Origin of the sequence: Paenibacillus lemnae (genome assembly GCF_012933385.1) — a bacterium.
GTDB classification, from domain to species: domain Bacteria; phylum Bacillota; class Bacilli; order Paenibacillales; family Paenibacillaceae; genus Paenibacillus_AQ; species Paenibacillus_AQ lemnae.
The window spans coordinates 135,474-160,150 of the sequence record NZ_JABBPN010000007.1 but is presented as its reverse complement, the minus strand read 5'-3'; the positions used below and the strand labels follow the sequence as shown (position 1 = coordinate 160,150).

Genomic DNA, 24,677 nt, shown 5'->3' with positions numbered 1-24,677 from the left:
TGGCATACGATTCACCAGCATAGGGTAATGTTTACATAAGGGATGTGTCCGCTATGTCATATTAAGGATCACATACATAATAAGAGGAGGATGGTCGGTACGATGGAAACCTTTTTGGTCATTTTAAATGTGGTTGTACTGCTTATTTTGATCGGTGTTTTGTTCTGGATGCAGAAAAAGCATTACTCTTTTACAAAAAGAGTGTTTGCCGGATTGGCTTTGGGTGTGGTTTTCGGGGTGATTTTACAGGCTGTGTACACAGCAAACTCCGATGTGATTTCCAAATCGACGGACTGGTTTAATCTCGTAGGTTTCGGATATGTCCGTTTACTGCAAATGATGGTCATTCCGCTGATTATGGTCTCCATTATTTCTGCCATTATGAACTTGAAGGGTGGAAACAATCTCGGGAAAATGAGCGGGCTCATCATTGCTGTGCTGATTCTGACGACGGGGGTTGCTGCATCTGTCGGTATTATAACAGCGAATGTCTTTAATTTATCAGCCGAAAATATTCAGGGTGGTGCCGCTGAGCAGGAACAGGGGGCGGCTCTGGAGCAGCGTTTGGGTGAGGTCCAGGATCAGTCGCTGCCAGAACAGATTCTGGAATTCGTACCTGCCAATCCTTTTGCTGATATGACGGGGGCTCGCAGATCCTCCACCATTGCAGTAGTTATTTTCTCCGCATTCATTGGTGTCGCAGTGCTGGGACTGGATCGTAAACAGCCGGAGCAGGCGGATATGTTCCGCAAAATCATTCGCTCCTTATATGGTATCGTCATGAGAATTGTTACTCTTGTGCTGCGTCTCACCCCTTACGGAATTTTGGCTTTGATGGCCAAAACCATTGCGGGAACGGACCTGCAGGTCATTCTGGATCTCATCGATTTCGTCCTCGCATCTTATACAGCGCTTATTGTCATGTTCGTCATCCATTTGCTGCTGTTAATGGTGTTCGGGTTCAATCCGGTGATTTATTTGCGAAAAGTACTGCCGGTGCTGACGTTTGCCTTCACATCCCGTTCCAGTGCGGCAACGATCCCGCTGAATGTTCAGACCCAGAACAAAAAGCTGGGTGTTCAGGAGGGGATCGCCAACCTATCAGCATCCTTTGGTGCCACGATGGGTCAAAATGGCTGTGCTGGTATCTATCCGGCCATGCTGGCTGTAATGATAGCACCTTCTGCAGGGCAAGACCCGACAGACTGGGTATTTATTCTCACCCTTATTGTGGTGGTTATGATCAGTTCCTTCGGTGTAGCTGGCGTGGGCGGCGGAGCTACCTTCGCCTCTCTGATTGTTCTCTCGACAATGAATCTGCCGGTAGCGCTGGCTGGACTTCTGATCTCCGTAGAGCCGCTCATTGATATGGGCCGGACTGCACTGAATGTGAATGATTCCATGACGGCGGGGCTTGTAACCGGAAAAGTAATGAAGCAGGTGGATACGGACGTGTATAAAGACCGGAATCAGGAAATCGATCTGATGCACACGTAACATAAATCCAATGACTAAAAGCTGTACTACCGGCAGAAGACTCTGCGCGGGCACGTTAGAAAGACAGCTAACCATCACGCAATCTTGAAAAAAGCGCGCAGGTATGACAAACCGTTCTGTTTGATCATATCCTGCGCGCTTTTTTGTGCTGTATCGTCGGGAGCTAACCGATGACGGTCAGCTGTTTTGGAAATGTGGTGAGCACCAGGGCCCCTTCTTCTGTAACGAGAACATCGTCTTCGATTCGCACGCCCCCGGTGCCGGGTATATAGATACCAGGCTCAATGGTGAATACGGCACCAGCTTGGATGAGATCCTCGTTCAGACCGTGGACAGATGGATATTCATGCACATCCAGTCCCAGGCCGTGTCCCAGACGATGAAGGAAGGCCGGGCCATAGCCTGCCTGTTCAATAACAGTGCGGGCGGCCCTGTCGATGCAGCCGTACGTTACCCCTGGGCGGACCGCTGAAATGGCGGCTTCATTACCGGCCAGTACAGCCTCATATATGTGTTTCGCTTTAGGAGGGATGCCACCGACAGCAAAGGTACGTGTGATATCAGACGCATATCCGCCATAAAATACCCCAAGATCAAACATCAGAAGATCTCCTTCACGGACCCGCCGGCTGCCAGGTACGCCATGCGGGAGCGCCGTCTGCGTTCCTGTGAGAACCATGGTATCGAATGAGGGACCTTGTGCACCTGCTTTTTTCATCAAATATTCCAGCTCCGCGACCAGTTCCACTTCCTGTACACCTGGTTTGACCGATTTCAATCCATCTCGCAGCACCTGCTCCACCAGCTGGACAGCCTGTTTTAAGACAGCTACCTCGCTGGATGATTTACATACTCGCATACGCTGGAGTATTGGTCCGATATCTTCACATTGTTGAAACTGCAGGAAGTGCTGAAGCTGCTCGAATCGGGATACAGTCAGGTGGCCTTTCTCCAGTGCAAGCGTACCGACCTTTCCGTGGATATGTCTGGACAATACTTCATACGGCTGATCGGTATCTTGATGAGTGATAATTCTGCTAACATGGGAGGAAGACGATGCGGATTCTGCATCCAGGGCGGGTACGATGAGAAATGGCTCCTCTCCGGAAGGAATTACTAATCCGAGAAACCGTTCATGAGGGTCGCTGGCATAGCCGGTCAGGTAGTAAATATGCTTAGGGTTTGTGATGAGGACGGTGTCCCATGCTTGCTGTTCCATGGTCTTACAAATGATCTTCAGTTTTTCATTCATCGAAGAGCATCTCCTTTTCGCAATCGTAATCAGATGTTATAATAATGCCTAGGTAATTTAAGGAAAATATGAATAATTTCAGGAGGTAAATTAATGGAGTTAACCAATTCACAGCAGAGTGGTCCGGTCTCACAACCGCCGGCTGCCGAAAAGAAAAAACCAAAGGGACTTGGCGGATGGATGATTTTGGTTCAGATATCCATTTTATTGAGTCTCATTATATCTTCATTTGCACTTAATAATACCATTATTGTTTTAGGGTCAGAAGAGCTGAAGCTTTTTTCAGATGAAACCAGTATATATTATGAGCCGGTCTTAATGCCTCTTATCTGGTTTGAATTGTTGGTTCTGGTATCTCAGCTCATATTATTAGTAGTCATTATCTTTTTGCTCTACCGCAGGAAACGGGCTTTTCCCAAGACGATGATTGGCTTTATGGTGCTGGGAGCGGTGGCTGGTATCCTGGATCATGCTGTTATTAATCAAATTTCATTCATTACTGAAGAGGAGCTTGCTCATTCATCAAAAGTAGTGGGCAGGACTATCTTCTACAGTGCCATCTGGATTCCTTACTTACTTCGATCCAAGCGAGTGAAAAATACATTTGTAAAATAAAGGCCAGGGCGCCGAGATAAAAATAAAGCTTTTTTATTTTACCTCCGTTAAAATAAGTATGTCTTGGCAAGCTGATATTAACGGAGGAATGTTTCATGACGACTTTATACCCAATCGAATTCGCGGCTGTGGAGGATCTCCCGGCCATCGTAGACATTTATAATTCCACCATTTCCGGCCGGATGGTTACTGCGGATCTGGATCCCGTCACGCCGGAGAGCAGAATGCGCTGGTTTGAAGAGCATGACCGGGCGCATCGTCCATTGTGGGTCATGAGGAACGGGGATAACATCGCGGCATGGATGAGCTTCCAGTCCTTTTACGGGCGGCCTGCGTACAACGGAACCGTGGAGATTAGCATCTATGTTCATGAAGGTTACCGGGGAACAGGAGCAGGCAGCATCATGATACAAAAAGCACTGGATGTGTGTCCTGACCTTGGGATCAGCAATCTCGTAGGATTCGTGTTCGGTCATAATGAGCCGAGCTTGAAGCTGCTCCGTAAATTTGGATTCCAGCAGTGGGGATTGCTGCCGGGGGTCGCCGAGCTGGACGGAATCAGACGTGACCTGGTGATCGTAGGACGTTCTGTCTGATGACTCTGCTGACATCTTTTTTGTCCACGCTGTACAGCGTATTTCTTCCCATTTCCCTTCCTGTGATCGCCGGCGCGCTGCTGAAGCGGTTCAGGGGTATGGAAACCAGGCCGCTGTCCACCGTATCTCTTTATATCATGAGTCCTGCACTTATTTTTGAAACATTGGCTAAGGCGGAGATTACTTCTGCCGATGTCATGGTCACTGCAGCTTTTTGTATCCTGAATATTGTGGTACTGTGGCTGTTGTGCCTGGCTGCTGGCAGGCTCTTGAAACTCTCACAGCCAGAACAGGCGGGTCTGGCGCTGACCACGTTGTTTACGAATAGTGTCAATTACGGCCTGCCTTTGGTGCTGCTGGCGTTCGGTCAGGCAGGGCTGGATAATGCTTCTGTATATGTCATCATTCAAATTATTATTATCAATACGTTTGGGGTGTACTTGGCGGCAAGATCTCATTTCTCGGCGGTACAGGCGGTGAAGTCGATCTTTATGCTGCCCTCCATCTATGCGGCGTTATTAGCCGTACTCATTCGAATCACGGAAAGTACGCTGCCGGATGCGCTCGAGACAGGCATTTCCATGTTATCGGCTGCTTATGCGCCGCTGGCCCTGGTCATTTTAGGAGCACAGATGATCGGAACAAGAGAAGGGGCAGAAGCATCACCGGTAAGCGCCCGCGGTTTTTGGTCAGGTATGACGATGCGCATGATCATTGCTCCTCTGACCGCCTGGCTGCTGCTGGCGCTTCTCTCTGTAGATGGCACTTTGTTTGCTGTCATATTGATTCTATCTGCTATGCCAGCAGCGGTGAATGCGGTTATTCTTGCCGAGCAGTACGATGCTGCACCAAGACTGGTCTCAAAATGCATCTTGTGGACAACATTGGCTTCCTTTGTGCTGCTTCCTGTCTTGATCGGGATTTTATGAGGGTGGCAGATTGTCCTCCATATGCTGGTTCAAGCCACGCAGGTGTGTGTAAGAATAAGCAAGCAGCTATTACACATGACCTGCACCGCAGGTGAAAAGGGGAGGTAGTAATGATGGAATCCCGTAACCGTCATGAGAACGTCGAGGTGGAAACACGCAATGTTGAGGAACGTAATGACAACAGTCTGGTAGCATCTACATTTATCAAATATGCAGCATACCTTATCATTTTCTTCGGATTGCTGTACTTCCTGATCAGATATGTGTTCCCAATGTTTTAAACAACATAGACGAATGCTCAAATACATGCAGACCGGGATTTTAAACCCGGTCTTATTATTTGGTCATTGACTTTATTTTTTTCAGTAAATATAATAAAGTAATCTAAAGATAGAGATTAATTTAAAGGAGTGAGAATCATGACAGCAGTATTGCATCCATCGACAAGACTGGGAGAAGTCAGTCTCCGGATTCGGGATCTTGACACTTCCGTTGCATTCTATACCGAGGTTGTCGGTTTGAAATTGTTGAAGCAAGAGGGGAATGTGGCTCAACTTTCAGCGGACGGTACGACGCCGCTTGTAATATTGGAAGCTGTGGAGGGACTCCAGGTACAGCCTGAACGTTCTGCCGCAGGGTTATATCATTTTGCCATTCTCGTCCCAGACCGTTCCACTCTGGGTCTGGTCGTGCGTAATTTGTCCAAACACCGGATTGCTGTAGGTCAGGGCGATCACCTGGTCAGCGAAGCACTGTACATCAGTGATCCGGATAACAACGGTATTGAGATCTATGCAGATCGTCCGAGAGAAACTTGGAAGTGGTCTGACAATGGAGAGGTGCAAATGGCTACAGATCCTGTCGATGTGGACGGCCTGCTCGCAGCTTCACAGAATTTGGAGTGGCGCGGTCTGCCTGCGGAAACCGTTATCGGCCATGTGCATTTCCACGTTTCTGATCTTGTTCAGGCGCGGCATTTTTACTGTGATATTCTTGGTTTTGAGATCACGGCCCATTATGGAGGAGCGGCTCTGTTTATTGCAGCAGGGCAGTATCACCATCATATCGGACTGAATACCTGGGCCGGCCTCGGCGTACCGAATACACCGGCAGACGCGGCAGGCATGAATGATTTCACGGTGATTATGCCGGATACTGCGGAGCTGTTTAAAGTAATAGAACGGGTTCAGGCTTTCGGCCTGCCCCTGGAAAAGCGGGATGGGACGGTGTATGTTACGGACCCATCAGGTATCCGGGTTAGATTGGTGGAGGCTTCAGCAGTCTGACAGATTCATTTTTGCATGATATAACGTAAGCAGAAGAGGTATCCTGAAAAGACGCTTAGTCTCACGGGATACCTCATTTTCATTTAATTTGAATTTATGCTTTGGAAAAAGGAGCAAGCTTCTTTATGGTTATTAACATATGCTCAACCATGTCCGGCAGATCCGACATATTATTCTCGTTAATCTGCTGCGGAAAAGCAATTTCAATCTTGTTGTTAACAATGCCGGGAGCATCTCCGAAATGATGACTCAGGATCTGAACGGGCGGGAGATGGAGATTCCATATGTCGTACAAAAGCTTCTCAATGGCACTGCAGGTCTGCTTTTCTTCGCAGATCTGTATATAAAACCGCAGTGTGAGGTGACATCCCGGTTCTTCGCCCGGAGTTTCCAGCAGTTCTGCCGCCAGATCTTTTAAAGATGCCTGAAGACATACTTCTGCAGAGATCCCTTCAGCAGGGACGGGCTCAAACATGATGGAGATGCTGCGGGACATATCGGCCATGTTGAGAATATCTTCTCTGCCGGTCACAAGGACCTGGCTGTCCAGATTATCAAGATCATAGATGATATTTTCCAAGGCCACTTTCAGGTTATCAAAAATAGTAGGGTGAAACATGACGGCACTCCCCGGTCAATGAAGTCTGTATCGTTATCTTATTTTACCGATGTTTTCGTTCACTTTCCACCCTCGGGGAATGCCGCCCCCTTGATTAATCGTTTCTGGACTCCCACTCATCGACCAGTGCAGAGACAGACTGAGACAAATTTAATTTAGCGGCTGGAGACAGCTGATCCGGCTTTTTGGTCTGCTCCAGGAGAATGAGCATGCGGTTCAGAAAGTGAAGTGCCTGATGAGCTGATCCTTTCTCCATATGGTGCAGAGCCTGTCGGTATGCGTTATCCAGCTGCTTGAGCAGCGGACCTCCCAGTTCACCAGCTGCCGCGTATCCTTCGAGCTGTGCCTGCAGAACGGTCGTCAGGCCAGGAGTCCAGTACGACGGTACGGGAACCTTGGACCAGTCGGTATCTGACGCCAGGTAAAACCCGGTATATGCCGGCTGGTTGTAGGAAGTATTTTGCCGGGCAATTTCAGCACGATACTGTGGATCATGCATAAGGGTATACATTTTGCGATTCGTAATCTCTGTGCTGAGATAAATACGTAACGCGGAGCTGTCTGCCGTACGGACCACGAGTTCTTCCCGCCAGTCTCCGAACAGATCGGCCACAATGGCCGGTGTTCCTTTGGTATGATTGTTCGTTCGTGTGCCTTCAGCCCGCAGCAGGGTGCCTCGCTTGAAGTCATCGATGGTCGGTATGGAGTCCAGGCTGCCGTTCACAATCTGGGTCGTCATATCTGCCGCCCATTTAATATTCATGTTCGTGCCAGGCATCCGGGAGGAAAGCGTTTTTCCATCCGCAGTCATCAAACTGACCGCCCATGTCTCCATGCCTGGAATGGACGGATCAATATCCCCGATCATACCGCGTCCGGTATCCTTGCCGGTGTATCCGCCATAAATAACTTCTCCAGTGGCTGCATCCCGCAGGCTGTAACCGTAGGGAGCATAGCTTCCCCCTTCATGAACCATAAAAATTTCAAGGCCAGGACGGTTGGGGTCGATATCGGTGACATGCATGGCATCTCCGTGACCCAAACGTGCAGTTTGTCCCGGTATCGCACTATTCGGCGGCATCACGTCCATGGAGCTGTACAGCAGGGTCCCGTCGTGATCAATCGTGGCGGACCCGTACACAATCTCATGCTTCCCGTCTCCATCTACATCAGACGTAGAAAGGGAGTGAGCGCCTTGGGTGGTCAGTGTGCCAAACTCCGGATCGGTACCGTCCCGTCCGTGAGGTCCGTCATTAAACGGATTGGTCATAGGTGTCCAGCCGGAATCTACATACCAGTACTCTTTCAAGTGCTTGCCGTCCCAGCTGTAAGAAGCCAGGGTAGAACGGGTGTAGTACCCTCGTGCAAATACAGCATAAGGCTGTTTGCCGTCCAGATAGGCAACGGTGGCCAGGAAGCGGTCTACGCGGTTGCCGGGTTCAATGCGGCTCATCGCATAGTCACCCCAGCGGAGGCCGTCATCTTCACGCCCCGGTTTATAACGAATCGTTTCCAGTTCTCTTCCGGTAGCCCCTTCAAAGACGCTCAAATATTCGGGACCCTTGACAATAAAACCTTCAAATGCCCGAAGTTTGTTTCGATCACTGCGTGCCGGAGCATAAGTATCCATGAAGTAATCTGCCAGGCTTTCAGCATCACGGCGTGAGAGGGGGTAGCTGTATTTCGGATCTATGCCGAAGCTTTCTTCAAGCGTTGCGGGCCACTGACCGCTGATCACTTCCTCCTGTGCATGCCAGTTCATAAACATATTTACAATATGATCGTAATAATCCTCCGAGCTGAGACGGTAGTCATCCTCATTGGAGTACCCGGCTTTTTTATCTTCAGGGAGCAGTGTAATATAATTTTCAGACACGATGTTGCCAGAAGCATTGTAACGGATAATCTTGGTGCCTGGCGCCGTCTTGAACATCATTTCTGCTTTTCCGTCTCCGTCAAAATCATAGACCATAAACTGCGTGTAATGGGCACCGGAACGAATGTTGACTCCCAGATCAATCCGGTAGAGCAGATTTCCTTCCCAGGTGTAGCAGTCAATGTACGTTTTTCCGGTGTAGCCAACCTGGGAAACGTCCTTAGAGTTGGAGGGCTCCCATTTGACAAAATACTCGTACCGGCCGTCACCATCCACATCTCCGACACTGACATCATTCGCTGCATAGGTATAGCTTTCTCCTGCCGGCGTAACTCCGTCGTCCGGTTTCTTCAGCTTGAGATCATAGTAATTGGAAGACCATGGAACGGACGGCTTGCTCCGGTCGCTCTCTATGCCTCGGGTAACCGCGGAAACCGTGTAAACAGACTTCGTTGTTCCGCTGGAATCCAGGAAATTGGTGCTGTCCTTGACCTCGGCAATCTTCACGCCATCCCGGTAAACATAGAAATCGGGACCCGTGAGACCTTGATTCCCATAGCCGGTGACTTCGCCGGCCAGAAGCCGCCAGCTGAGGAATATACCATCCGGTCGTGAAGCGGAGACCAGGCCCCGATCCAGATATTCCAGTTGAAGTTTGTCGGGTTTTCCAGATTTAGTCCCAGGCTGCGATGCTGCCGAAACATCCGGTATCAGGAATAAGCTGTTACCTCCAAGTAAAACCGGGAGCACGAGGGCGGCTGACAGCCATCTGCGAGACCAAGGAGTGCGATTTTTCTTCATTAAAATCTTCCTCTCTAAATTTTAGTATACGCTTACAATATCGGGTTTTTACAACCCTCCCCTCGAAAAGGTATTTATTGTGAAATCAATTTTATTGTAGGTGACGAATAAAAGAGAAGATAGGGAAGAAACCGTTCTTTTATAGTAAAAATCAGACTTTTCTTCCTGCGGGCATGAAAAACCCGCTTCCATTATCGGAAGCGGGCTGCATAACCGCCTGATCAAACGCGGTCGATATTTTTGGCATAATAGATCTCATCCATCTCCATCTTCAATCGTTGGGTAATTTCCTCCTGCTCACGGGTGGAAAGCTTGTCTTTGGTGTATCCGAACAGGTAATTATCGAGATCAAACTGCTTTAATTTGCATTTGGTATGAAAAATGTTTTCTTGATATACATTGACGTCGATCATATCGTACAATTCCTGAGCTTCGTCCGGAATATAGTTCTGGATGGAGCTGATATCATGATCGATGAACAGCTTGTGGCCGTTGATGTCACGCGTGAAGCCGCGAATCCGGTAATCAATGGCCATGATATCCGTGTCAAATGAATGAATAAGATAATTAAGCGCTTTGAGGGGAGAAATCTCCCCACAGGTTGAGACATCGATATCGGCCCGGAAGGTGCTTATGCCTTCATGTGGATGATATTCCGGATACGTATGCACGGTAATATGGCTTTTGTCCAACTGGAGAACCACATTGTCAGGCAGCGGGCCGGGAGATTCCTCGTAGGATTCTTCGGGCACTTCTACAATCGGGCCCTCGGATACGAGAACCGTCACGCTCGCGCCCTGCGGGACATAGTCCTGCTTGGCAACATTCAGTACATGGGCTCCGATAATATCGGCGACATGGGTCAGTATTTTCGTAAGGCGGTCCGCGTTGTACTGCTCATCAATATATTCGATGTAGGCCTCGCGTTCTTCTTTGGTTTTTGTGTAACAGATATCGTACATATTGAAGCTGAGCGATTTTGTCAAATTATTAAACCCGTGGAGGGTAATGCGTTCTTCGGAAATAGGTTTCATGGCTATTTTCCCCTTCAACATCAAGTTTGTAGAATCCATAGCTGTTCCAGGTAGGTTTTCCAAGGAGATGAATTCTTAGTCTGCTGCAGGCCATGCTTTACCCATGCTGAGTAGGCATGGCAAAACAGACTATGCACATGTTTTACCCGTTTTCGAGAAGAATTTAACTTTCTTCTAAAATATTCGTAGACGCCCAGTCGACTTATCCAGAAATCATTTCAGCCTGAATGTGGATCACTCTGACTTGCTTTGTCACTGGCAGCACAATTTTCCGCTGCCGGATTCTATGCTGGATTTCAAACTGTCGAGCATTTGCTCCCAAGCCTGGACATGCCACTGTCGAGCTTGCACCCACTCTTCGGTAATTCCCCAGCCGGTATGTACCAGCACAACGTGCGTACCGCTGTCCGTGGGGTTCAGAGACACTTGAACCAATGTTAAAGACTCTGTTCGATTCATAATTGTGGCAAAAGGATCGGGTCCCTTCCACTGGAATACCAGTTTATGCGGTGCTTCATAAGAAAGAATAATGCAGCCTTTAGTACTCATCACAGTAGGATCCGCCGGGTTAAAAAAGAGCTCGAATGCGCCTCCACTGCGTGGCTCGATACGAGCTGCCGGGGCAAACCATTCTGTAATTCGGTCCTCTTTAGTCCACGCTTTCCATACCAGTTCCAAGTCAGCATGAATCCATATCTCTTGTGTAATGTCCATTTCAATATCCCTGCTTTCCGTTTATCTAGTAAATAATTTTATATAAACAGAGTATAGCTTAGTTCCAGCTGTTAAAATTCTTCTAGTTTGCTTTTTTTGTTCACAGAGTCGCGTTCAAATAGCAGCAGCGGCAGATTAATCACGATTGGTGGATCCGTAGGAAGTGCCTCCCTAAGGTTGAGTTCCATCTCTATATTAGACGGCTGTTTTATATCGATTGCCTTGGGAGATTTAGCCCGGAGCGACTGGTGAAGCAGAAAATAATCTTTCGGATTAAGGCTCCAGGGAATTCCTGCTGCAAGAACATAATAGGATCCTGGTTTTGAAGTCTTAATTGTGCATACCTTCTCAGAATTAGAGAAAGCCGTAACGTTACCGGCAGCCGGACGTTCGTCAGGAATGGGTCTTGGAAACAGGCCGACAAAGACAATACCTTGAAAGTATGCTGGTGCCTGGATATGGCAGCGTATCACAGAGCATCCTTCAGAGCCGTTGTCTTCTTCAGTGAAGGCTGTTTCCTTATGCTGCTGGACATAGCGGAACAGAGTGTGAGCAAGATTTTTGAACTTTTGAGGTGTGAGGCCGACGTAAGATTTAAATCGTGTCTGAAAGGTACCGACGCTGCTAAAGCCGATGTGCTGCAACAAGCGGACGGTGGTGGAGGGGGCATTCAGCAGTTTAGTTTTGCCGGCTTCGATCCTTAATGCGGAAAGGTAGCGGCGTACAGAGATGCCAGTTGTGTGTTTGAAGATTCTCGTGAAATGAAAAGAGCTGTAGCCGGCCACTGATGCAATCTGGTCAAGGGTCAGAGACTCTTCCAGATGAAGTTTCATATAAGTTATGGCTTTTTCTACCGCTATGATATGTTCGGCTCGGTCTCGTAAGGATTGAGTTTCCATATAAATACATTCCTCTGCAGTCTGTGAAATTTAAATAAGCTTCTTGCTAATCTATATGGTAACAGTGTATCAAAGTAGAAAAGCCAGGCAAAGTATGTTTTGCACATCACACTTCAGCTTTTCAGCTGTATCATTGTCATTTTAAGCTGCTTAAGATATTTACGGTTTCAGCCTGCTTCTTGGTTGCCCATCTTGCCAAAGCCCGGTAAACTTAAAGGACAAGATATATGAAATGGATGAACCAAAGGCGAATAGAAGGAGTTTGGTAATTTGATTAATATAGAACAAGTAAACCGCCAGGAGCCGATGGATTTTCATACAGCAAAACAATTCTTGCAAAAATATTACGGGTACCCCGACTTTCGGGACGGCCAAAAGAAAATCGTAGCAAGTCTGCTGGAAGGCCGGGATACACTGGGGATCATGCCAACCGGCGGAGGAAAATCGATCTGCTACCAGATTCCCGCCTTGATGTATCAGGGACTGACACTTGTCGTATCACCGCTGATCTCCCTGATGAAGGACCAGGTAGATGCCCTGCAGACCGCGGGGATTTCGGCGGCTTACATCAACAGTACCTTAAGCGGCCGGGAAGTGAATGATCGAATCCGCGCAGCCAGAGGCGGCGAACTGAAGCTGCTGTATGTGGCACCCGAGCGGCTGGAGCTCGATTGGTTCCGGGATGAAATGGCACAGCTTGATATCTCCTGTGTAGCAGTAGATGAAGCGCACTGTGTCTCCCAATGGGGACATGATTTCAGAACAAGCTACTTGTCGGTGGCACCGTTTGTGAGGGGACTTGCGAACCGCCCGATTCTCGCTGCTTTTACCGCAACGGCTACGCCGGAGGTTATGGAAGATATGCAGCGCCTGCTCCGTCTCCAGGACCCTCAGGTATTTGTCACCGGCTTGGGGCGGGACAATCTCCACATGTCGGTCCTGCGCGGTGAGAATAAGAAAGAATATGTACTGGATTATGCGGCATCGCATACCCATGAATCTGGCATTATTTATGCCGCAACCCGCAAAGAAGTGGATGATCTGTGCCAGCGGCTTCAATTGAGAGGCCTCGCCGCCGGCCGTTATCATGCAGGCATGAGCGATGATGAGCGGGCAACCAGCCAGGAGGCTTTTTTATATGATGATATACGTGTCATTGTAGCAACGAATGCTTTTGGTATGGGGATCGACAAATCGAATGTCCGGTATGTTATCCACTATAATATGCCGAAAAATATGGAATCCTATATCCAGGAAGCCGGCCGTGCCGGACGGGATGGTGAGCCGAGTCAGTGTCTGCTGCTGTTCAGCGCACAGGATATCATGACCCAGAAGTTTCTGATTGAACAGAATCCCCAGGATGGGGAACGCAAGCATAATGACTACCGCAAGCTGCAGCACATGATTGATTATTGCTATACGACCAAATGTCTGCGGAACGCGATGCTGGACTACTTCGGGGAAGAACATCATGATGAGCCCTGCGGCACCTGCAGCTCATGCACGGATGATCGGGAACAGGTGGACATCACAGTAGATGCCCAGAAAATTTTCTCGTGTATTCACCGGATGAGGGAGCGTTTCGGTGTATCGATGGTAGCCTCCGTATTAAAGGGGTCACGGGCCAAAAAAGTGCTGGAATATGGATTTGACCGGCTGCCTACGTACGGTGTCATGAATGGCAGAACAGAAAAAGAAATTGCCGAAACGATCAATGTGCTGATCTCGGAGGGGTACCTGGCGCTTTCTGAGGGACAATACCCGGTAGTCAGACTGCAGAGTGCAGCCGGTGAGGTACTTCGAGGACAGCGTCAAGTAGCGCAAAGGGTGCCGCGTCCGGCCAAAGCATCATCCTCCCAGCGCCGAAATACGAGAGATGTATCGCCATCGGCTGTAAACGAAACCGTGTTTGAACAGCTGAGGCTGATCCGCCGTGAACTGGCCAGCCGGGAACATGTGCCGTCATATATCATTTTTAATGATGCGACACTGCGTGAGATGAGCGTGGCCTGCCCGCAGACGGAGCATGATATGCTGCATGTCAAAGGGGTCGGGGAAGTGAAATTCCGCAAGTATGGCAGGCCTTTTCTGGAATTTTTCCAGAATCAGAGCGGCGATGCCGGTCCGGAAGAATATTAAAACAAGTGAAGGTCGTGAACCATGAAAGTCATTTTGTCCACATTGAACGCCAAATACATCCATACCTCACTCGCTATACGCTGCCTCAAAGCATACAGCGAAAAGGATTTTGATATTGAATTGACCGAGTATACCATCAAGGATCCTGTGATGAATATTGTCTCAGATCTGTTCCAGCGCAAGCCGGATGTGATCGGTTTCTCGTGCTATATCTGGAACATCGAAGAAACGATCAGAGTGATTGATATTGTGAAAAAAGTCATGCCAGAGGTTAAGGTCATACTGGGTGGACCTGAGGTCTCCTATGACACGAAGTACTGGATGGAGCGGCTGCATCATGTCGATTTTATTATTATGGGTGAAGGGGAGGAAACTCTGAACCACCTCCTGAAAGAGATGGAAGGGGAGCAGAAGTATCATTTCGTATACGGAACGGCCTACCGGAAAGGGGAAGAGGTGGTCATCAATCCTCCGCGCCCCAAGGCAGAGCTGAAAGAGCTGCCTTCTCCGCACCGTTTTGCAGAGGATATTCCGAGCCTTGCCAATCGGGTCGTCTATTTCGAGACCAGCCGCGGCTGCCCGTTTAACTGCCAATTCTGCCTTTCCAGCATCGAAGTGGGCGTTCGTTATTATGATATTGAGCGTACGAAATCGGATATCATTTATCTGATCGATAACGGAGCAAAGCTGATCAAATTTGTAGACCGTACCTTTAATATCAAAAGGGATTATGCCCTCGAAATGTTTCGTTTTCTTATTGAGAACCATCGCGGCTGTGTATTCCAGTTCGAAATTACGGCGGATATTATGCGCCCTGAGGTACTGGATTACTTGGCAGAGCATGCACCTCCAGGTATTTTTCGTTTTGAAATCGGCGTTCAGTCGACCAATGACCCCACCAATGAACTGGTCAAACGAAGACAGAACTTCTCCAAGCTGACACGTACGGTTACCAAGATCAAGGAAAGCGGTAAAATTGACCAGCATCTGGATCTGATCGCCGGCCTGCCGCTGGAAGATTACGACACGTTCCGCAAAACGTTTAATGATGTGTTCGCACTCGGTCCAGAGGAGCTGCAGCTGGGATTCCTTAAAATGCTTCGTGGTACGGGTCTTCGGATCGATGCGGCAAAATACAACTATACGTACATGGATCATGCCCCGTATGAAATGTTAAGCAGCGATGTCATGCCTTTTACAGATATAGTCCGTCTGAAAAGGCTTGAGGACGTGCTTGAGAAGTACTGGAATGCTCACCGGATGGACCATACGCTGGAGTATCTGATGTCGAATGTATTTCCTTCACCATTTGATTTCTTTCAGGAATTCGGTGATTACTGGGAAGGGCAGGGGTGGCAGAAAATCGGCCACCAGCTGGAAGATCTGTTCACAAGACTGAGTTCATTCCTGGAGCATCGGGGAACACCGCAAATGGATGTGGTACAGGGATTGATGAAATTCGATTATTTCCTGGGACATAAATTTAAGCCCCGCAAAATTTGGTGGAATTTCACTCAGAATAAAGAAGAATGGTCCAGTCACATGAAACAGGTTGTGGAGCAGGCCAGCGGCTTCAGCGGCGATTTTGCATCACTTGGCATCACGGAGCGTGAACTGCAGAAGCACGCCATGATTGAAGTTCTGCCATTTGATCTTGAAGCTGTGACGTCCCAAAAAAGTTTGGTTGCTGCCGGAAGCGACGTTTGGGAAGATGAATCTTCATCACGTCGAACCCTGCTGGTGGTGCTGTATCAGCAATTACCAGATGGAAAGCCGAAATACTATACCAAAGCGATCTAACGATAATTCAGCAGCATAGCAAGAAAAAACGCCTGCCCATCCTTGTTCGGATAGGCAGGCGTTTTCGATTTATGAGGTCATCCGTGGAGAATCCCCGATCAGACGGGAGGCTTGACGGTCCAGCCATTGGAGAATATGGCCGGCTACTTCGTGCCGATTCACTTCATGCAGCATTTCATGGCGCCCGTCCGGGTACAGCCGGTATTCCAAATCGCTGACACCGCGTTCCTGATACAGCTGAATCAGCTTGCGTACTCCTTTACCGCGCATACCCACTGGATCTTTTTCTCCCGAAAAAATGTAGATTGGTTTGTCTGTGACCAGTCCCTTCAACAGATTCGAATGGTGAATCTGCCTCAGCAGGGTAAAGAAGTCACGGAAGAAGCGTGTGGTACATATTTGCCCGCAATACGGATCGTTCATATACCGGTCCACTTCCTCCGGATCGCTGGAGAGCCAGTCAAAAGGAGTCCGCATGCCGAAACCTTTATTGTAGGGGCCGAACACGATCGTGTTCATCAGCAGGCTGCGGTGGATTTCACCCTGCATTCTCGCTTGTGCAGAGGCCAATCGCTGTCCGAGGGACAGCATACTGCGGGGACCGTTCGAGCCTGACAGAATAAATCCGTCATAACGCCGGCCCTCGGTCAGGCACATGATTTTCTGGGTGAGGAAAGACCCCATACTATGACCAAGCAGAAACAGCGGTACATGAGGATGCCGATCCCGGATCACTTCTGAAAGCAGCAGCAGATCTTCGATGATTCTATCGAAACCGTTCTCTCCGGCATCGCCCAGTGCTTCCGGACGTCCTGCTGTCTGGCCGTGTCCCCGGTGGTCATTGACATAGACGGCATATCCATGCGCTGTCAGCAGGGAAGCCAGTTCTGCATAACGTTCACCGGTTTCACACATCCCGTGAGCGATCTGGAGCACCGCTTTGACAGGTGCACTATCTGTCTCAGGAGCCCATTCCTGCACAAAAATATTTTTACCATCATTGCCCAGCATATGAAAGCGATCGGTCTGCATCGGTTTTGGCCACCTCCACGTACGGATGAGTTTCCTTTACGTTTCTATATAAACTGAATTAAGAGTTACCATTCTGCATGGCTGCGATGGCAAGTGTTCTTACGACCGCTGTTGCCTCCAAAATGCTAGAAATATCATATGAGGTAGCATTTTGGAGACAAAGCATATGCTTCCGATGCTAGCTTTCCTTTGGAAAGCTTTTAGGCGGACGCTGCCGCTTCTCCAGAATCACTTGTCACCTCCGCTATAGAAAGGTTTTATCTTTAATTCATGCTATATAGCCAGCATTTTATGATAGGAGATAAGAACGAAGAACGGTGCCGTTTCCTTCCAAACTGTAAGAACCGAGATTTGCGGGCAGCAGGAAGCACTGTCCGGAAGTGAAATCCTGAGAGCCCCCGTCCCACTTCAAGCTGCCTGATCCTTCACAGGTGACGAGAATCGTGAAGCTGTCCGGCGAGGTGCTCAGATCCCAGGAACCGTTCAGAACCCCTTTTTCAACAATAAAATAAGGCGAGGCTGCAAGCTCAAGCCATTCGCCAGCTGCAGCATGATCTGTGTTCATGGTCGTGGCTCCAGACCCTTCATACGCGGTCACATTCAGGGAATCCTCAACATGCAGTTCACGCGGTTTCCCATCAAGGCCAGGACGGTTGTAGTCGTAGATACGGTACGTGGTGTCCGAATTTTGCTGAATTTCTGCAACAACCACACCTGCACAAAGCGCATGAACAGTACCAGCCGGTATGTAGAATGTATCGCCGGTTTGAACAGGCACAACCTGGAGGGTATCCATCACAGTGCCGTTCTCGAGGGCGTCCTTGAGCTGTTCCCGGTTAACGCCTTCCTTCAGCCCGTAAATAATTTTAGCATCCGGCTTTGCATCCAGCACATACCACATTTCAGTCTTGCCCAGCTCTCCTTCCGGGAGGCCTTGGTAATCATCCGTAGGGTGTACCTGTACAGACAAGTCATCATTGCAGTCCAGAAGTTTGATCAGGAGAGGGAAGCGTCCATTCTTCTCGGAAAATCCCTTGCTGCCAAACCAGTCCCGGCCCAGCTGTTCCCGGATCTGATCCAGTCCCTTGCCGGCCAGCTCTCCGTTTACGACCGTAGTTGTGCCATTGGGATGATCGGCAATCATCCATCCCTCGCCAATATGGCCTTCAGGCAGATTCAATCCGAATTGCTCCAGGGCCCGGCCACCCCATACACGTTCTTTGAATTCCGGTTGAAATAAAAGCGGATACGGTTTTGTCATGATGTTATCATCTACCTTTCACCATAGTTGTTAAGCCCTCTTCGGGAAGAAGGCATGTCACTCTATCATAACGGCTTTTTTCGTTCGATTGCAATAAGATAGGGAGCCTCGCTTCTTTGCAGTCCACGGTACATCACCGTTTGAGCCTGAAGAGGGGAAAGGGAGGAACACCATTCTTCCACAGCCCTGGCTTCCTGATCGCCACCGGGATGTCCGGGGTATACGACGATTGTAATGACTCCTCCGGGAGCCAGGAGTTCAAGCGCGGTGTCCAGTGCTGGCAGTGTGCTGGCCGGTGAGGTAATGAGTTCTTTATCCGCACCTTCGGCCGGCAAATATCCCAGATTGAACATGATGGCCGATATTTTGCCGTGAACGGAGGCGGGAATAATGTCATTCATGCCAGCATGGCTGCTGTGTACAAGCTTTACTTCTGCGAGCGGCTCGGTTCCGGCCTTGGCAAGACGCTCCTGTGTGATTGAAAGCGCCTGTTCCTGAATGTCAAAAGCGAATACTTTCCCGCTGCGGCCAGCCTTCTGAGCCAGAAACAGCGTATCGGCTCCTGTACCTGCAGTAGCGTCGATAGCAATGCCTCCCGGCGCAAGGCGCTCTGTGACCAGTTTATGTGCAAAGCTAAGAACAGACAAAAATCCCATCAGCTCGACCTCCATAGTTTACCCTGCCATGTATCCCGCCTCTTTAGCTCTGCATCAATGCCATTGAGCACTTCCCACTTTCTCAGACTCCACATTGGACCAATCAGAAGGTCACGGGGAGCATCCCCCGTCAAGCGGTGTACAATCATTTCCGGGGGCAGAAACTGAAGTGTATCCACGATGAGCTTGATATACTCATCCTGGTCCAGGAATCGAAGCAGTCCGGCTTCGTATTGTTTGACCATCGGCGTTTTGCGCATCAGGTGAAGCAGATGAATCTTAATCCCCTGTACATCCATCTTTGAAACAGCGCGGCCGGTCGCCAGCATCATGTCATGATCTTCCTGCGGCAGTCCGTAAATGATGTGGGAGCATACACGGATGTTATGCTTGCGAAGCTTCTCCACTGCCTCCAGATAACATTCCGTATCATGAGCACGGTTAATGAGATCCGATGTGGAATTATGAATGGTCTGTAGTCCCATTTCAACCCACAAATAGGTTCGTTCGTTCAGTTCTGCGAGATATTGTACGACATCATCAGGCAGACAGTCCGGGCGTGTCGCAATGGAAAAGCCAACCACCCCCGGCTGCTTTAATATAAGCTCATAGCACTCCCGAAGCTCATCCACGGGTGCATATGTATTCGTGTATGCCTGAAAATATCCGATATATTTAGCATTTGGCCATTTCAGCAGCTGCCTGTCCCGGATCGTGTTAAACTGAGTAACCAGATCGTCCCGGCGGCGCCCGGCAAAATCTCCGGATCCGCGAGCACTGCAAAAAGTGCATCCGCCTTTTGCGATAGAACCGTCACGGTTAGGGCAGGTGAAACCGGCATCGATCATTACTTTAAGCACTTTTTCCTGAAATTCATGACGCATTTCGTAATTCCATGTATGAAATCGTTTATCGCCCCACAGCTGTGGGACAGAAGATGTTGGTGTGTGCATGGGCTCTCCTTAATTGGTTTTAATATGGAACATGCTGTTCAATCCCATTCAGCAATTTCAGTCTCAATTCCAGTCTATTGTAACAAAAAATCAGGTGCTAAGAATCATTTAATGCTGTACTTGATCATGAGCTGAATAATTTGATATATTTTAGGAAGAATACACGTTTCGTCTATGCTGCTGATGGGTAAAAAGTAGTCATAAGCTGAAATTTTTTTAACATATTATCTCATAAGTGATCGGCATCGTGGATATAATGATACCGAAGAGGTGATTAGAATGAATTCAGCGTCCGTCAAATACCCAAGTAAGAATAAAATCTCTGTGGAACTTACTCCGGATGAAGCATTGGCTCTGACAGGTGTAGAATTTAATGAAAACTCAAAGGTGAAGTCAACGGCTCAGCGCAAAATCAGGGCAGCTTTTGAGAAAACATTTGATTTTGTATCTCCCAATGAGACACATTAGCCACAGTCTAACAATCGCGGAACCCCAATTCCAAATATAAAAGAGGGAGGAACCCTTGATCTGTTATTGCAGAGAGAGGCGTGCCTCCTTCTTTTTCATGCTTATTTGTTTTTTTATCTTTACATTTAGAGCTAACTTCGTCACAATATCTCCAGTGACAGTTTAATTTTAGCCAATGTTCGGAGGTATATCATGCGTTTACGCGGAAGAAAAGGGATACGGGAAAGCCTGGAACAGCAGGAGGATATGGTCGTTCTCGATCCCCGGCAATATAAAGGAAAGTGGGCTTCTTTGTTTGGTAATGATCAGCCCATTCATGTAGAATTCGGTATGGGAAAAGGGCAGTTTATCAGCCAAATGAGCTACGGTAATCAGGAAATCAATTTTATTGGTGTCGATATGTACGACGAGCTGATTCGTCGTGCGAGTGAAAAAGGACGCATCGCCTGGGCGGAAGAAGAGGTGGAAACCCCGCCGAATCTGAAGCTTGCGCTGATGAACATCGAGAATGTGGAAGAAGTATTTGAGCAGGGAGAAATTGAGCGGATCTACCTGAACTTCAGTGATCCTTGGCCGAAGACAAAGCACGGTCGGCGGCGGCTCACACACCCCAGGTTTCTGGACATGTATAAGAAGATTCTAAACGATCAAGGGCAGATTCATTTCAAGACAGATTCTGTCAGCCTGTTTGAATTCTCGTTGAATTCATTTGCCGACTATGGGTTACAGATGACTAACATTTCATTGGATCTCCATCGGGATGGAGTCAATGAACAATTCGTAATGACGGAATATGAATCCAAATTTGTCGGACAAGGAATGAATATCCATCGCTGTGAAGTCATCATAGGCGAAGCTGCTTTGGAGGAATACCGCAGAGACCGTCTGAAGAAGTATGGTGTATAAAGCGCTTCCATTATAATAGTAGAAAAGCGGCTCTCCCCTCGAAGATCGGGCGAGCTGCTTTTTTTTATGGATGCACCCGACGCAGGTTCTCTCAGGTATACCTACAGGTGTTGCATTCGCTGCTGCAGCATTTCGATAATGCTCACTGCACTTTCCATCGGATGATATTTATGGATGGCATTCAAATTTTCAGTCCGCTGCCGGAGCACCTGATCATATTCGTGGAGAAGCCGGTTCATCCAGATTCCCAGCACTTCGAGAGAAGTAATTGGCTCTCCCAGGCCTTGAGCCGTAAAATATTGAAAGTTCTCCTCTTCCTGTCCTGGCAGCGGATGATGAAACAGCATGGGAATGCCTTTGGCAAGACCCTCAGTGCAGGTCATGCCGCCAGGTTTTGTAATTAAGAGATCGGATACTTCCATCAGCTTGTCGACCTCATGGCTAAAGCCCAATATATGAACATTCGCATGTTTAAAACACATTTTGGACTCCATTTTCCGCCGGGCTTCATCATTGCTGCCCAGGCAAAAAATAATCTGGATCTTGTCCGCCCACCGGGTCAGGTATTCATGGACAACCTGGTCGTTCATCAATCCCCATCCGCCTCCCATAACCAAAACCGTGGGGAGAGAAGATAACCCGAACTGACGCCGTATGTCATCTTTACCGGGCCTTTTCCAAAAATCCGGGTGGATCGGAATGCCAGTAACCTGAATTTTCGCTTGGGACACACCTCGTCCTTGAAGCTTCCGTTTGACCTCGGGAGTTGATACAAAGTAGCGGTCCACTTCCGGGCTGATCCAAGTATCATGGGCATCATAATCTGTAATAACGGTGCATAGGGGGACTGTAAGACCAAGCCGTTTCAACCGCGATATGACCGCATTAGGGATGAAATGCGTACATACGATGATATCCGGTTTGAGCTGTCTCACCACATCGCGGGTGCTCGTATAAAAAATGCGGTGAAGAGCCAGTGTTGTGAAACGGTTAAACGATTTTTGATGCCGGTACATATAACCAATCAGCCGAGGCTGTGAAGCCAGTGTCTTCCGGTAGGCAGAAATAATCAGGGGAGCTACCTTGGGATTGAGAAAGCTGCCCAGCTCCATAACCCGGGTCTGAATGTCAGGTGACAGCTGACGCAAACTGCTCGAGAGTGCATAAGCCGCTTGCGTATGGCCAGCGCCAAATCCTTCTGATAACAGCAAAACTCTTTGTTTAGCCACGTTCGTTCACCTGTCCCGCTGCAGTATGATGATATTTGATATTTCCGTGTTGGATGCCTGTTCTCTATAAAATACCCTTGATCGCGAAGAAATTCACATGTAAATGCTTTTACCGGGATTTATATCTTGTGAGCGGGGACTTTAGTCTCGTTTTGTGGCCGGTTTTAGTTAACAGGAAACTTGAGAAAACAGTATGTTTTGATTCGCTGGACTTGGGCAGATGCGCGAAATTTGGCGTAAAGAAGGGCCGGGAGTCTTTTGACTTGGACAAAAGTTATAGCTACAATGATTCAAATGAGCAGCAAAAAGTTTATAAAAATTTGAACCCTATGAGTTAAAAAGGTAAACTTTTTGACCCCATCATGCGTTTAAAGAAAAGGGGCGGACAACTTTCTTAAAGAAAAATAATGTGCCGGTGAAATAAAAAGTAAGAAAACAGATGAAAATAGAAACTAATGCTGCCTGAATGAAAGCTTGGTGGCCTGCTGAAAGCACGCAAAGCCCTTTTTGACGGGAAATATCGTGAATTAGAGGTTTTGGCGCTTTTGACAAAGTACTGTAAAGTGTGGAAAATCGATATGACGTATGGCAACCACAGCAGCTCATGCAAACAAAAGAAGACAGGGTCATAAGCTTCAACAAAGAACAGAGATAATAAAAAAATATTCTCAGGGTAGAAAAAGGGGGTAGCAGAGAATTATGACAGACGCCATTTTTATCGCGCTTCAAGTTTTGCTTGCTGCGATTGGTGTGTACCAGTTTGCATTCTCTATTTTTGGTCTTTACAAGAAAAAGAAAAAGAAACAATACGAACCGACTAAATCATTCGCCGTATTGGTGGCAGCGCACAATGAGGAACAAGTCGTTGGAGCGCTGATGGAAAACCTGAAACAGCTGAATTATCCAAAGGAACTGTACGAAGTGTTTGTTATCTGCGATAACTGCACAGATAAGACAGCTGACATTGTTCGCAGTCACGGAATGCATGCTTGTGTCCGCAGTAATCAGAATTTACGCGGTAAGGGTTATGCCATTGAGTGGATGCTGAAGGAACTGTGGGCTATGCCGCGGCAGTTTGATGCTGTTGTCATGTTTGATGCCGACAACCTGGCGGATCCTGAATTCCTTACAGAGATGAATAACGACCTCTGTTCTGGTGCGAAGGTCATCCAAGGTTACATCGATACGAAAAATCCGGAAGATTCCTGGATTACCGCTGCTTACGGCGTTTCTTACTGGTATATCAACCGCCTGTGGCAGAATTCCCGTCACAATTTGAACATGGCGAACTTTCTGGGCGGTACGGGGATGTGCTTTGAAACCAATCTGCTTAAAGAGATTGGATGGGGAGCAACCAGCCTGGTTGAGGATTTGGAGTTCACGATGCGCAGTGTCATGCGCGGGGTGAATCCGAGGTTCAATTATGACGCTAAAGTGTTTGACGAGAAGCCTCTGACATTCAAGGCCTCGGCCAGACAGCGTCTGCGGTGGATGCAGGGCCATTTCACGGTGGCGAGAAGATACTTCTTCCCATTGCTGTGGCGGGCGTTCAAGGAACGCAGTCTCGTCAAGCTGGACCTTGCTCTGTACGGAGCCAACGTATATATCGTCCTGCTGACTTTTATTCTCACCGCAGTGCTCTTTATCGACACAGCCTTCTTTGAAGGACCGAACATTGCCAATCTGTATGGTAAACTGCCGGTATGGCTAAGCTTCACAGCAATCGCCGCAAATATCTTCACCTTCCTGATGGCGTTGATTCTGGAGAAGGTTACCTTCAAAAAAGTGTATGCATACCTGGTGCTGTTTCCGGTTTACCTGCTTTCCTGGTATCCGATTACCGTATATGCGTTCTTTACACAAAACAACAAGCAGTGGAGCCACACCCAGCATACCCGTGTGGTACGCCTGGAGGAAGTACAGAGCAAACAGGGATAAGCTGTAGTTTTAGTTTTACTGTTGACAACGCCCTTTCAGCCGTGGTAGACTATTCTAGTGTGCTAAACAGAATACTGATTACAAGCAGAAGCGGCGCTTCTCACCTGTCCGACAAAGGTTGGCTGGTATGATCACAATAACTTGAGAACATTCGTGTTCACATTAAAATGTGTATCA

The 24,677-nt window shown here is 48.2% G+C and carries 22 protein-coding genes; 11 read left to right on the top strand and 11 right to left on the bottom strand.

Features of this window, described 5'->3' with window-relative positions:
- Positions 1–102: 102 nt before the first annotated feature.
- The gene (locus tag HII30_RS10070; protein WP_169504891.1) at positions 103–1,497 is read left to right on the top strand and encodes an L-cystine transporter; all 1,395 of its coding nucleotides are present in this window, start codon (positions 103–105) and stop codon (positions 1,495–1,497) included.
- A gap of 163 nt (positions 1,498–1,660) precedes the next feature.
- Here the strand turns inward: HII30_RS10070 and HII30_RS10065 are convergent, their stop codons facing one another.
- Positions 1,661–2,749 (bottom strand): M24 family metallopeptidase, encoded by a 1,089-nt coding sequence (locus tag HII30_RS10065; protein ID WP_169504890.1) that lies wholly within the window; start codon positions 2,747–2,749, stop codon positions 1,661–1,663.
- Positions 2,750–2,842: 93 nt separating this feature from the next.
- On the opposite strand from HII30_RS10065, the gene HII30_RS10060 reads away from it, so the two are divergent.
- From HII30_RS10060 to HII30_RS10040, 5 genes are all read left to right on the top strand, one after another.
- Positions 2,843–3,364 (top strand): DUF2569 domain-containing protein, encoded by a 522-nt coding sequence (locus HII30_RS10060; protein ID WP_169504889.1) that lies wholly within the window; start codon positions 2,843–2,845, stop codon positions 3,362–3,364.
- 95 nt (positions 3,365–3,459) lie between these two features.
- Complete coding sequence (locus HII30_RS10055) at positions 3,460–3,960, top strand: GNAT family N-acetyltransferase (RefSeq protein ID WP_169504888.1); 501 nt, start codon at positions 3,460–3,462, stop codon at positions 3,958–3,960.
- A 5-nt stretch (positions 3,961–3,965) separates the two neighbouring features.
- Positions 3,966–4,889, top strand: coding sequence for an AEC family transporter (locus HII30_RS10050; RefSeq protein ID WP_169504924.1), 924 nt, complete (start codon positions 3,966–3,968; stop codon positions 4,887–4,889).
- A 113-nt stretch (positions 4,890–5,002) separates the two neighbouring features.
- A complete protein-coding gene (locus HII30_RS10045; RefSeq protein WP_169504887.1) occupies positions 5,003–5,170 on the top strand; it encodes a hypothetical protein in 168 nt (55 codons plus the stop codon).
- Between the two features lie 138 nt (positions 5,171–5,308).
- Positions 5,309–6,175, top strand: a complete 867-nt coding sequence (locus HII30_RS10040; protein WP_169504886.1) for a VOC family protein — start codon at positions 5,309–5,311, stop codon at positions 6,173–6,175.
- A 94-nt stretch (positions 6,176–6,269) separates the two neighbouring features.
- On the opposite strand, the gene HII30_RS10035 is transcribed toward HII30_RS10040, so the two are convergent.
- The 5 genes from HII30_RS10035 to HII30_RS10015 form a co-directional block, all read right to left on the bottom strand.
- Positions 6,270–6,794 carry a hypothetical protein gene (locus HII30_RS10035; RefSeq protein WP_169504885.1) on the bottom strand — a complete coding sequence of 175 codons (525 nt, stop codon included), beginning with the start codon at positions 6,792–6,794 and terminating at the stop codon, positions 6,270–6,272.
- Between the two features lie 94 nt (positions 6,795–6,888).
- The gene (locus tag HII30_RS10030) at positions 6,889–9,471 is read right to left on the bottom strand and encodes a rhamnogalacturonan lyase (RefSeq protein WP_169504884.1); all 2,583 of its coding nucleotides are present in this window, start codon (positions 9,469–9,471) and stop codon (positions 6,889–6,891) included.
- 221 nt (positions 9,472–9,692) lie between these two features.
- Positions 9,693–10,505, bottom strand: a complete 813-nt coding sequence (speD, locus tag HII30_RS10025; RefSeq protein ID WP_169504883.1) for an adenosylmethionine decarboxylase — start codon at positions 10,503–10,505, stop codon at positions 9,693–9,695.
- Between the two features lie 252 nt (positions 10,506–10,757).
- On the bottom strand, positions 10,758–11,219 hold the full coding sequence (locus HII30_RS10020) for an SRPBCC family protein (protein WP_169504882.1): 462 nt from the start codon (positions 11,217–11,219) through the stop codon (positions 10,758–10,760).
- A gap of 71 nt (positions 11,220–11,290) precedes the next feature.
- A complete protein-coding gene (locus HII30_RS10015) occupies positions 11,291–12,118 on the bottom strand; it encodes an AraC family transcriptional regulator (RefSeq protein ID WP_169504881.1) in 828 nt (275 codons plus the stop codon).
- Between the two features lie 306 nt (positions 12,119–12,424).
- Here HII30_RS10015 and recQ point away from each other — a divergent pair, with 306 nt between their 5' ends.
- Both recQ and HII30_RS10005 read left to right on the top strand, forming a co-directional pair.
- Complete coding sequence (recQ, locus tag HII30_RS10010) at positions 12,425–14,257, top strand: DNA helicase RecQ (RefSeq protein ID WP_169504923.1); 1,833 nt, start codon at positions 12,425–12,427, stop codon at positions 14,255–14,257.
- A gap of 21 nt (positions 14,258–14,278) precedes the next feature.
- A complete protein-coding gene (locus HII30_RS10005) occupies positions 14,279–16,057 on the top strand; it encodes a B12-binding domain-containing radical SAM protein (protein WP_169504880.1) in 1,779 nt (592 codons plus the stop codon).
- A 69-nt stretch (positions 16,058–16,126) separates the two neighbouring features.
- Here the strand turns inward: HII30_RS10005 and HII30_RS10000 are convergent, their stop codons facing one another.
- From HII30_RS10000 to mnmL, 4 genes are all read right to left on the bottom strand, one after another.
- On the bottom strand, positions 16,127–17,089 hold the full coding sequence (locus tag HII30_RS10000) for an alpha/beta hydrolase (protein WP_169504879.1): 963 nt from the start codon (positions 17,087–17,089) through the stop codon (positions 16,127–16,129).
- 289 nt (positions 17,090–17,378) lie between these two features.
- Positions 17,379–18,350, bottom strand: a complete 972-nt coding sequence (locus HII30_RS09995; RefSeq protein ID WP_169504878.1) for a type I phosphomannose isomerase catalytic subunit — start codon at positions 18,348–18,350, stop codon at positions 17,379–17,381.
- Between the two features lie 65 nt (positions 18,351–18,415).
- On the bottom strand, positions 18,416–19,006 hold the full coding sequence (gene mnmM, locus HII30_RS09990; protein ID WP_169504877.1) for a tRNA 5-(aminomethyl)-2-thiouridylate-methyltransferase MnmM: 591 nt from the start codon (positions 19,004–19,006) through the stop codon (positions 18,416–18,418).
- Entirely contained in the window at positions 19,006–19,959 is a 954-nt protein-coding gene (gene mnmL / locus HII30_RS09985; RefSeq protein ID WP_169504876.1) for a tRNA modification radical SAM protein MnmL/YtqA, read from the bottom strand. The genes mnmM and mnmL overlap by 1 nt, the downstream gene beginning before the upstream one ends.
- A 279-nt stretch (positions 19,960–20,238) precedes the next feature.
- Here mnmL and HII30_RS09980 point away from each other — a divergent pair, with 279 nt between their 5' ends.
- Positions 20,239–20,427 carry a hypothetical protein gene (locus HII30_RS09980; protein WP_169504875.1) on the top strand — a complete coding sequence of 63 codons (189 nt, stop codon included), beginning with the start codon at positions 20,239–20,241 and terminating at the stop codon, positions 20,425–20,427.
- 192 nt (positions 20,428–20,619) lie between these two features.
- Positions 20,620–21,333, top strand: coding sequence for a tRNA (guanosine(46)-N7)-methyltransferase TrmB (gene trmB / locus HII30_RS09975; RefSeq protein ID WP_169504874.1), 714 nt, complete (start codon positions 20,620–20,622; stop codon positions 21,331–21,333).
- 101 nt (positions 21,334–21,434) lie between these two features.
- On the opposite strand, the gene HII30_RS09970 is transcribed toward trmB, so the two are convergent.
- A complete protein-coding gene (locus tag HII30_RS09970; RefSeq protein ID WP_169504873.1) occupies positions 21,435–22,562 on the bottom strand; it encodes an MGDG synthase family glycosyltransferase in 1,128 nt (375 codons plus the stop codon).
- A 699-nt stretch (positions 22,563–23,261) separates the two neighbouring features.
- On the opposite strand from HII30_RS09970, the gene HII30_RS09965 reads away from it, so the two are divergent.
- Positions 23,262–24,500: a glycosyltransferase family 2 protein gene (locus tag HII30_RS09965; protein ID WP_169504872.1), complete on the top strand. Its 1,239-nt coding sequence runs from the start codon at positions 23,262–23,264 to the stop codon at positions 24,498–24,500.
- The last annotated feature ends 177 nt before the right edge of the window (positions 24,501–24,677 follow it).

What these genes read in the sequence shown, in the direction of transcription:
- mnmM (WP_169504877.1), bottom strand. Translation starts at nt 19,006, where the DNA reads ATGGGATTTTTGTCTGTTCTTAGCTTTGCACATAAACTGGTCACAGAG.
- HII30_RS10055 (WP_169504888.1), top strand. Translation starts at nt 3,460, where the DNA reads ATGACGACTTTATACCCAATCGAATTCGCGGCTGTGGAGGATCTCCCG.
- trmB (WP_169504874.1), top strand. Translation starts at nt 20,620, where the DNA reads ATGCGTTTACGCGGAAGAAAAGGGATACGGGAAAGCCTGGAACAGCAG.
- HII30_RS10065 (WP_169504890.1), bottom strand. Translation starts at nt 2,749, where the DNA reads ATGAATGAAAAACTGAAGATCATTTGTAAGACCATGGAACAGCAAGCA.
- HII30_RS10040 (WP_169504886.1), top strand. Translation starts at nt 5,309, where the DNA reads ATGACAGCAGTATTGCATCCATCGACAAGACTGGGAGAAGTCAGTCTC.
- HII30_RS09980 (WP_169504875.1), top strand. Translation starts at nt 20,239, where the DNA reads ATGAATTCAGCGTCCGTCAAATACCCAAGTAAGAATAAAATCTCTGTG.
- HII30_RS10005 (WP_169504880.1), top strand. Translation starts at nt 14,279, where the DNA reads ATGAAAGTCATTTTGTCCACATTGAACGCCAAATACATCCATACCTCA.
- speD (WP_169504883.1), bottom strand. Translation starts at nt 10,505, where the DNA reads ATGAAACCTATTTCCGAAGAACGCATTACCCTCCACGGGTTTAATAAT.
- HII30_RS09965 (WP_169504872.1), top strand. Translation starts at nt 23,262, where the DNA reads ATGACAGACGCCATTTTTATCGCGCTTCAAGTTTTGCTTGCTGCGATT.
- HII30_RS10000 (WP_169504879.1), bottom strand. Translation starts at nt 17,089, where the DNA reads ATGCAGACCGATCGCTTTCATATGCTGGGCAATGATGGTAAAAATATT.
- HII30_RS09995 (WP_169504878.1), bottom strand. Translation starts at nt 18,350, where the DNA reads ATGACAAAACCGTATCCGCTTTTATTTCAACCGGAATTCAAAGAACGT.
- HII30_RS10020 (WP_169504882.1), bottom strand. Translation starts at nt 11,219, where the DNA reads ATGGACATTACACAAGAGATATGGATTCATGCTGACTTGGAACTGGTA.
- HII30_RS10030 (WP_169504884.1), bottom strand. Translation starts at nt 9,471, where the DNA reads ATGAAGAAAAATCGCACTCCTTGGTCTCGCAGATGGCTGTCAGCCGCC.
- mnmL (WP_169504876.1), bottom strand. Translation starts at nt 19,959, where the DNA reads ATGCACACACCAACATCTTCTGTCCCACAGCTGTGGGGCGATAAACGA.
- HII30_RS10015 (WP_169504881.1), bottom strand. Translation starts at nt 12,118, where the DNA reads ATGGAAACTCAATCCTTACGAGACCGAGCCGAACATATCATAGCGGTA.
- HII30_RS10035 (WP_169504885.1), bottom strand. Translation starts at nt 6,794, where the DNA reads ATGTTTCACCCTACTATTTTTGATAACCTGAAAGTGGCCTTGGAAAAT.
- HII30_RS10045 (WP_169504887.1), top strand. Translation starts at nt 5,003, where the DNA reads ATGGAATCCCGTAACCGTCATGAGAACGTCGAGGTGGAAACACGCAAT.
- recQ (WP_169504923.1), top strand. Translation starts at nt 12,425, where the DNA reads ATGGATTTTCATACAGCAAAACAATTCTTGCAAAAATATTACGGGTAC.
- HII30_RS10060 (WP_169504889.1), top strand. Translation starts at nt 2,843, where the DNA reads ATGGAGTTAACCAATTCACAGCAGAGTGGTCCGGTCTCACAACCGCCG.
- HII30_RS10070 (WP_169504891.1), top strand. Translation starts at nt 103, where the DNA reads ATGGAAACCTTTTTGGTCATTTTAAATGTGGTTGTACTGCTTATTTTG.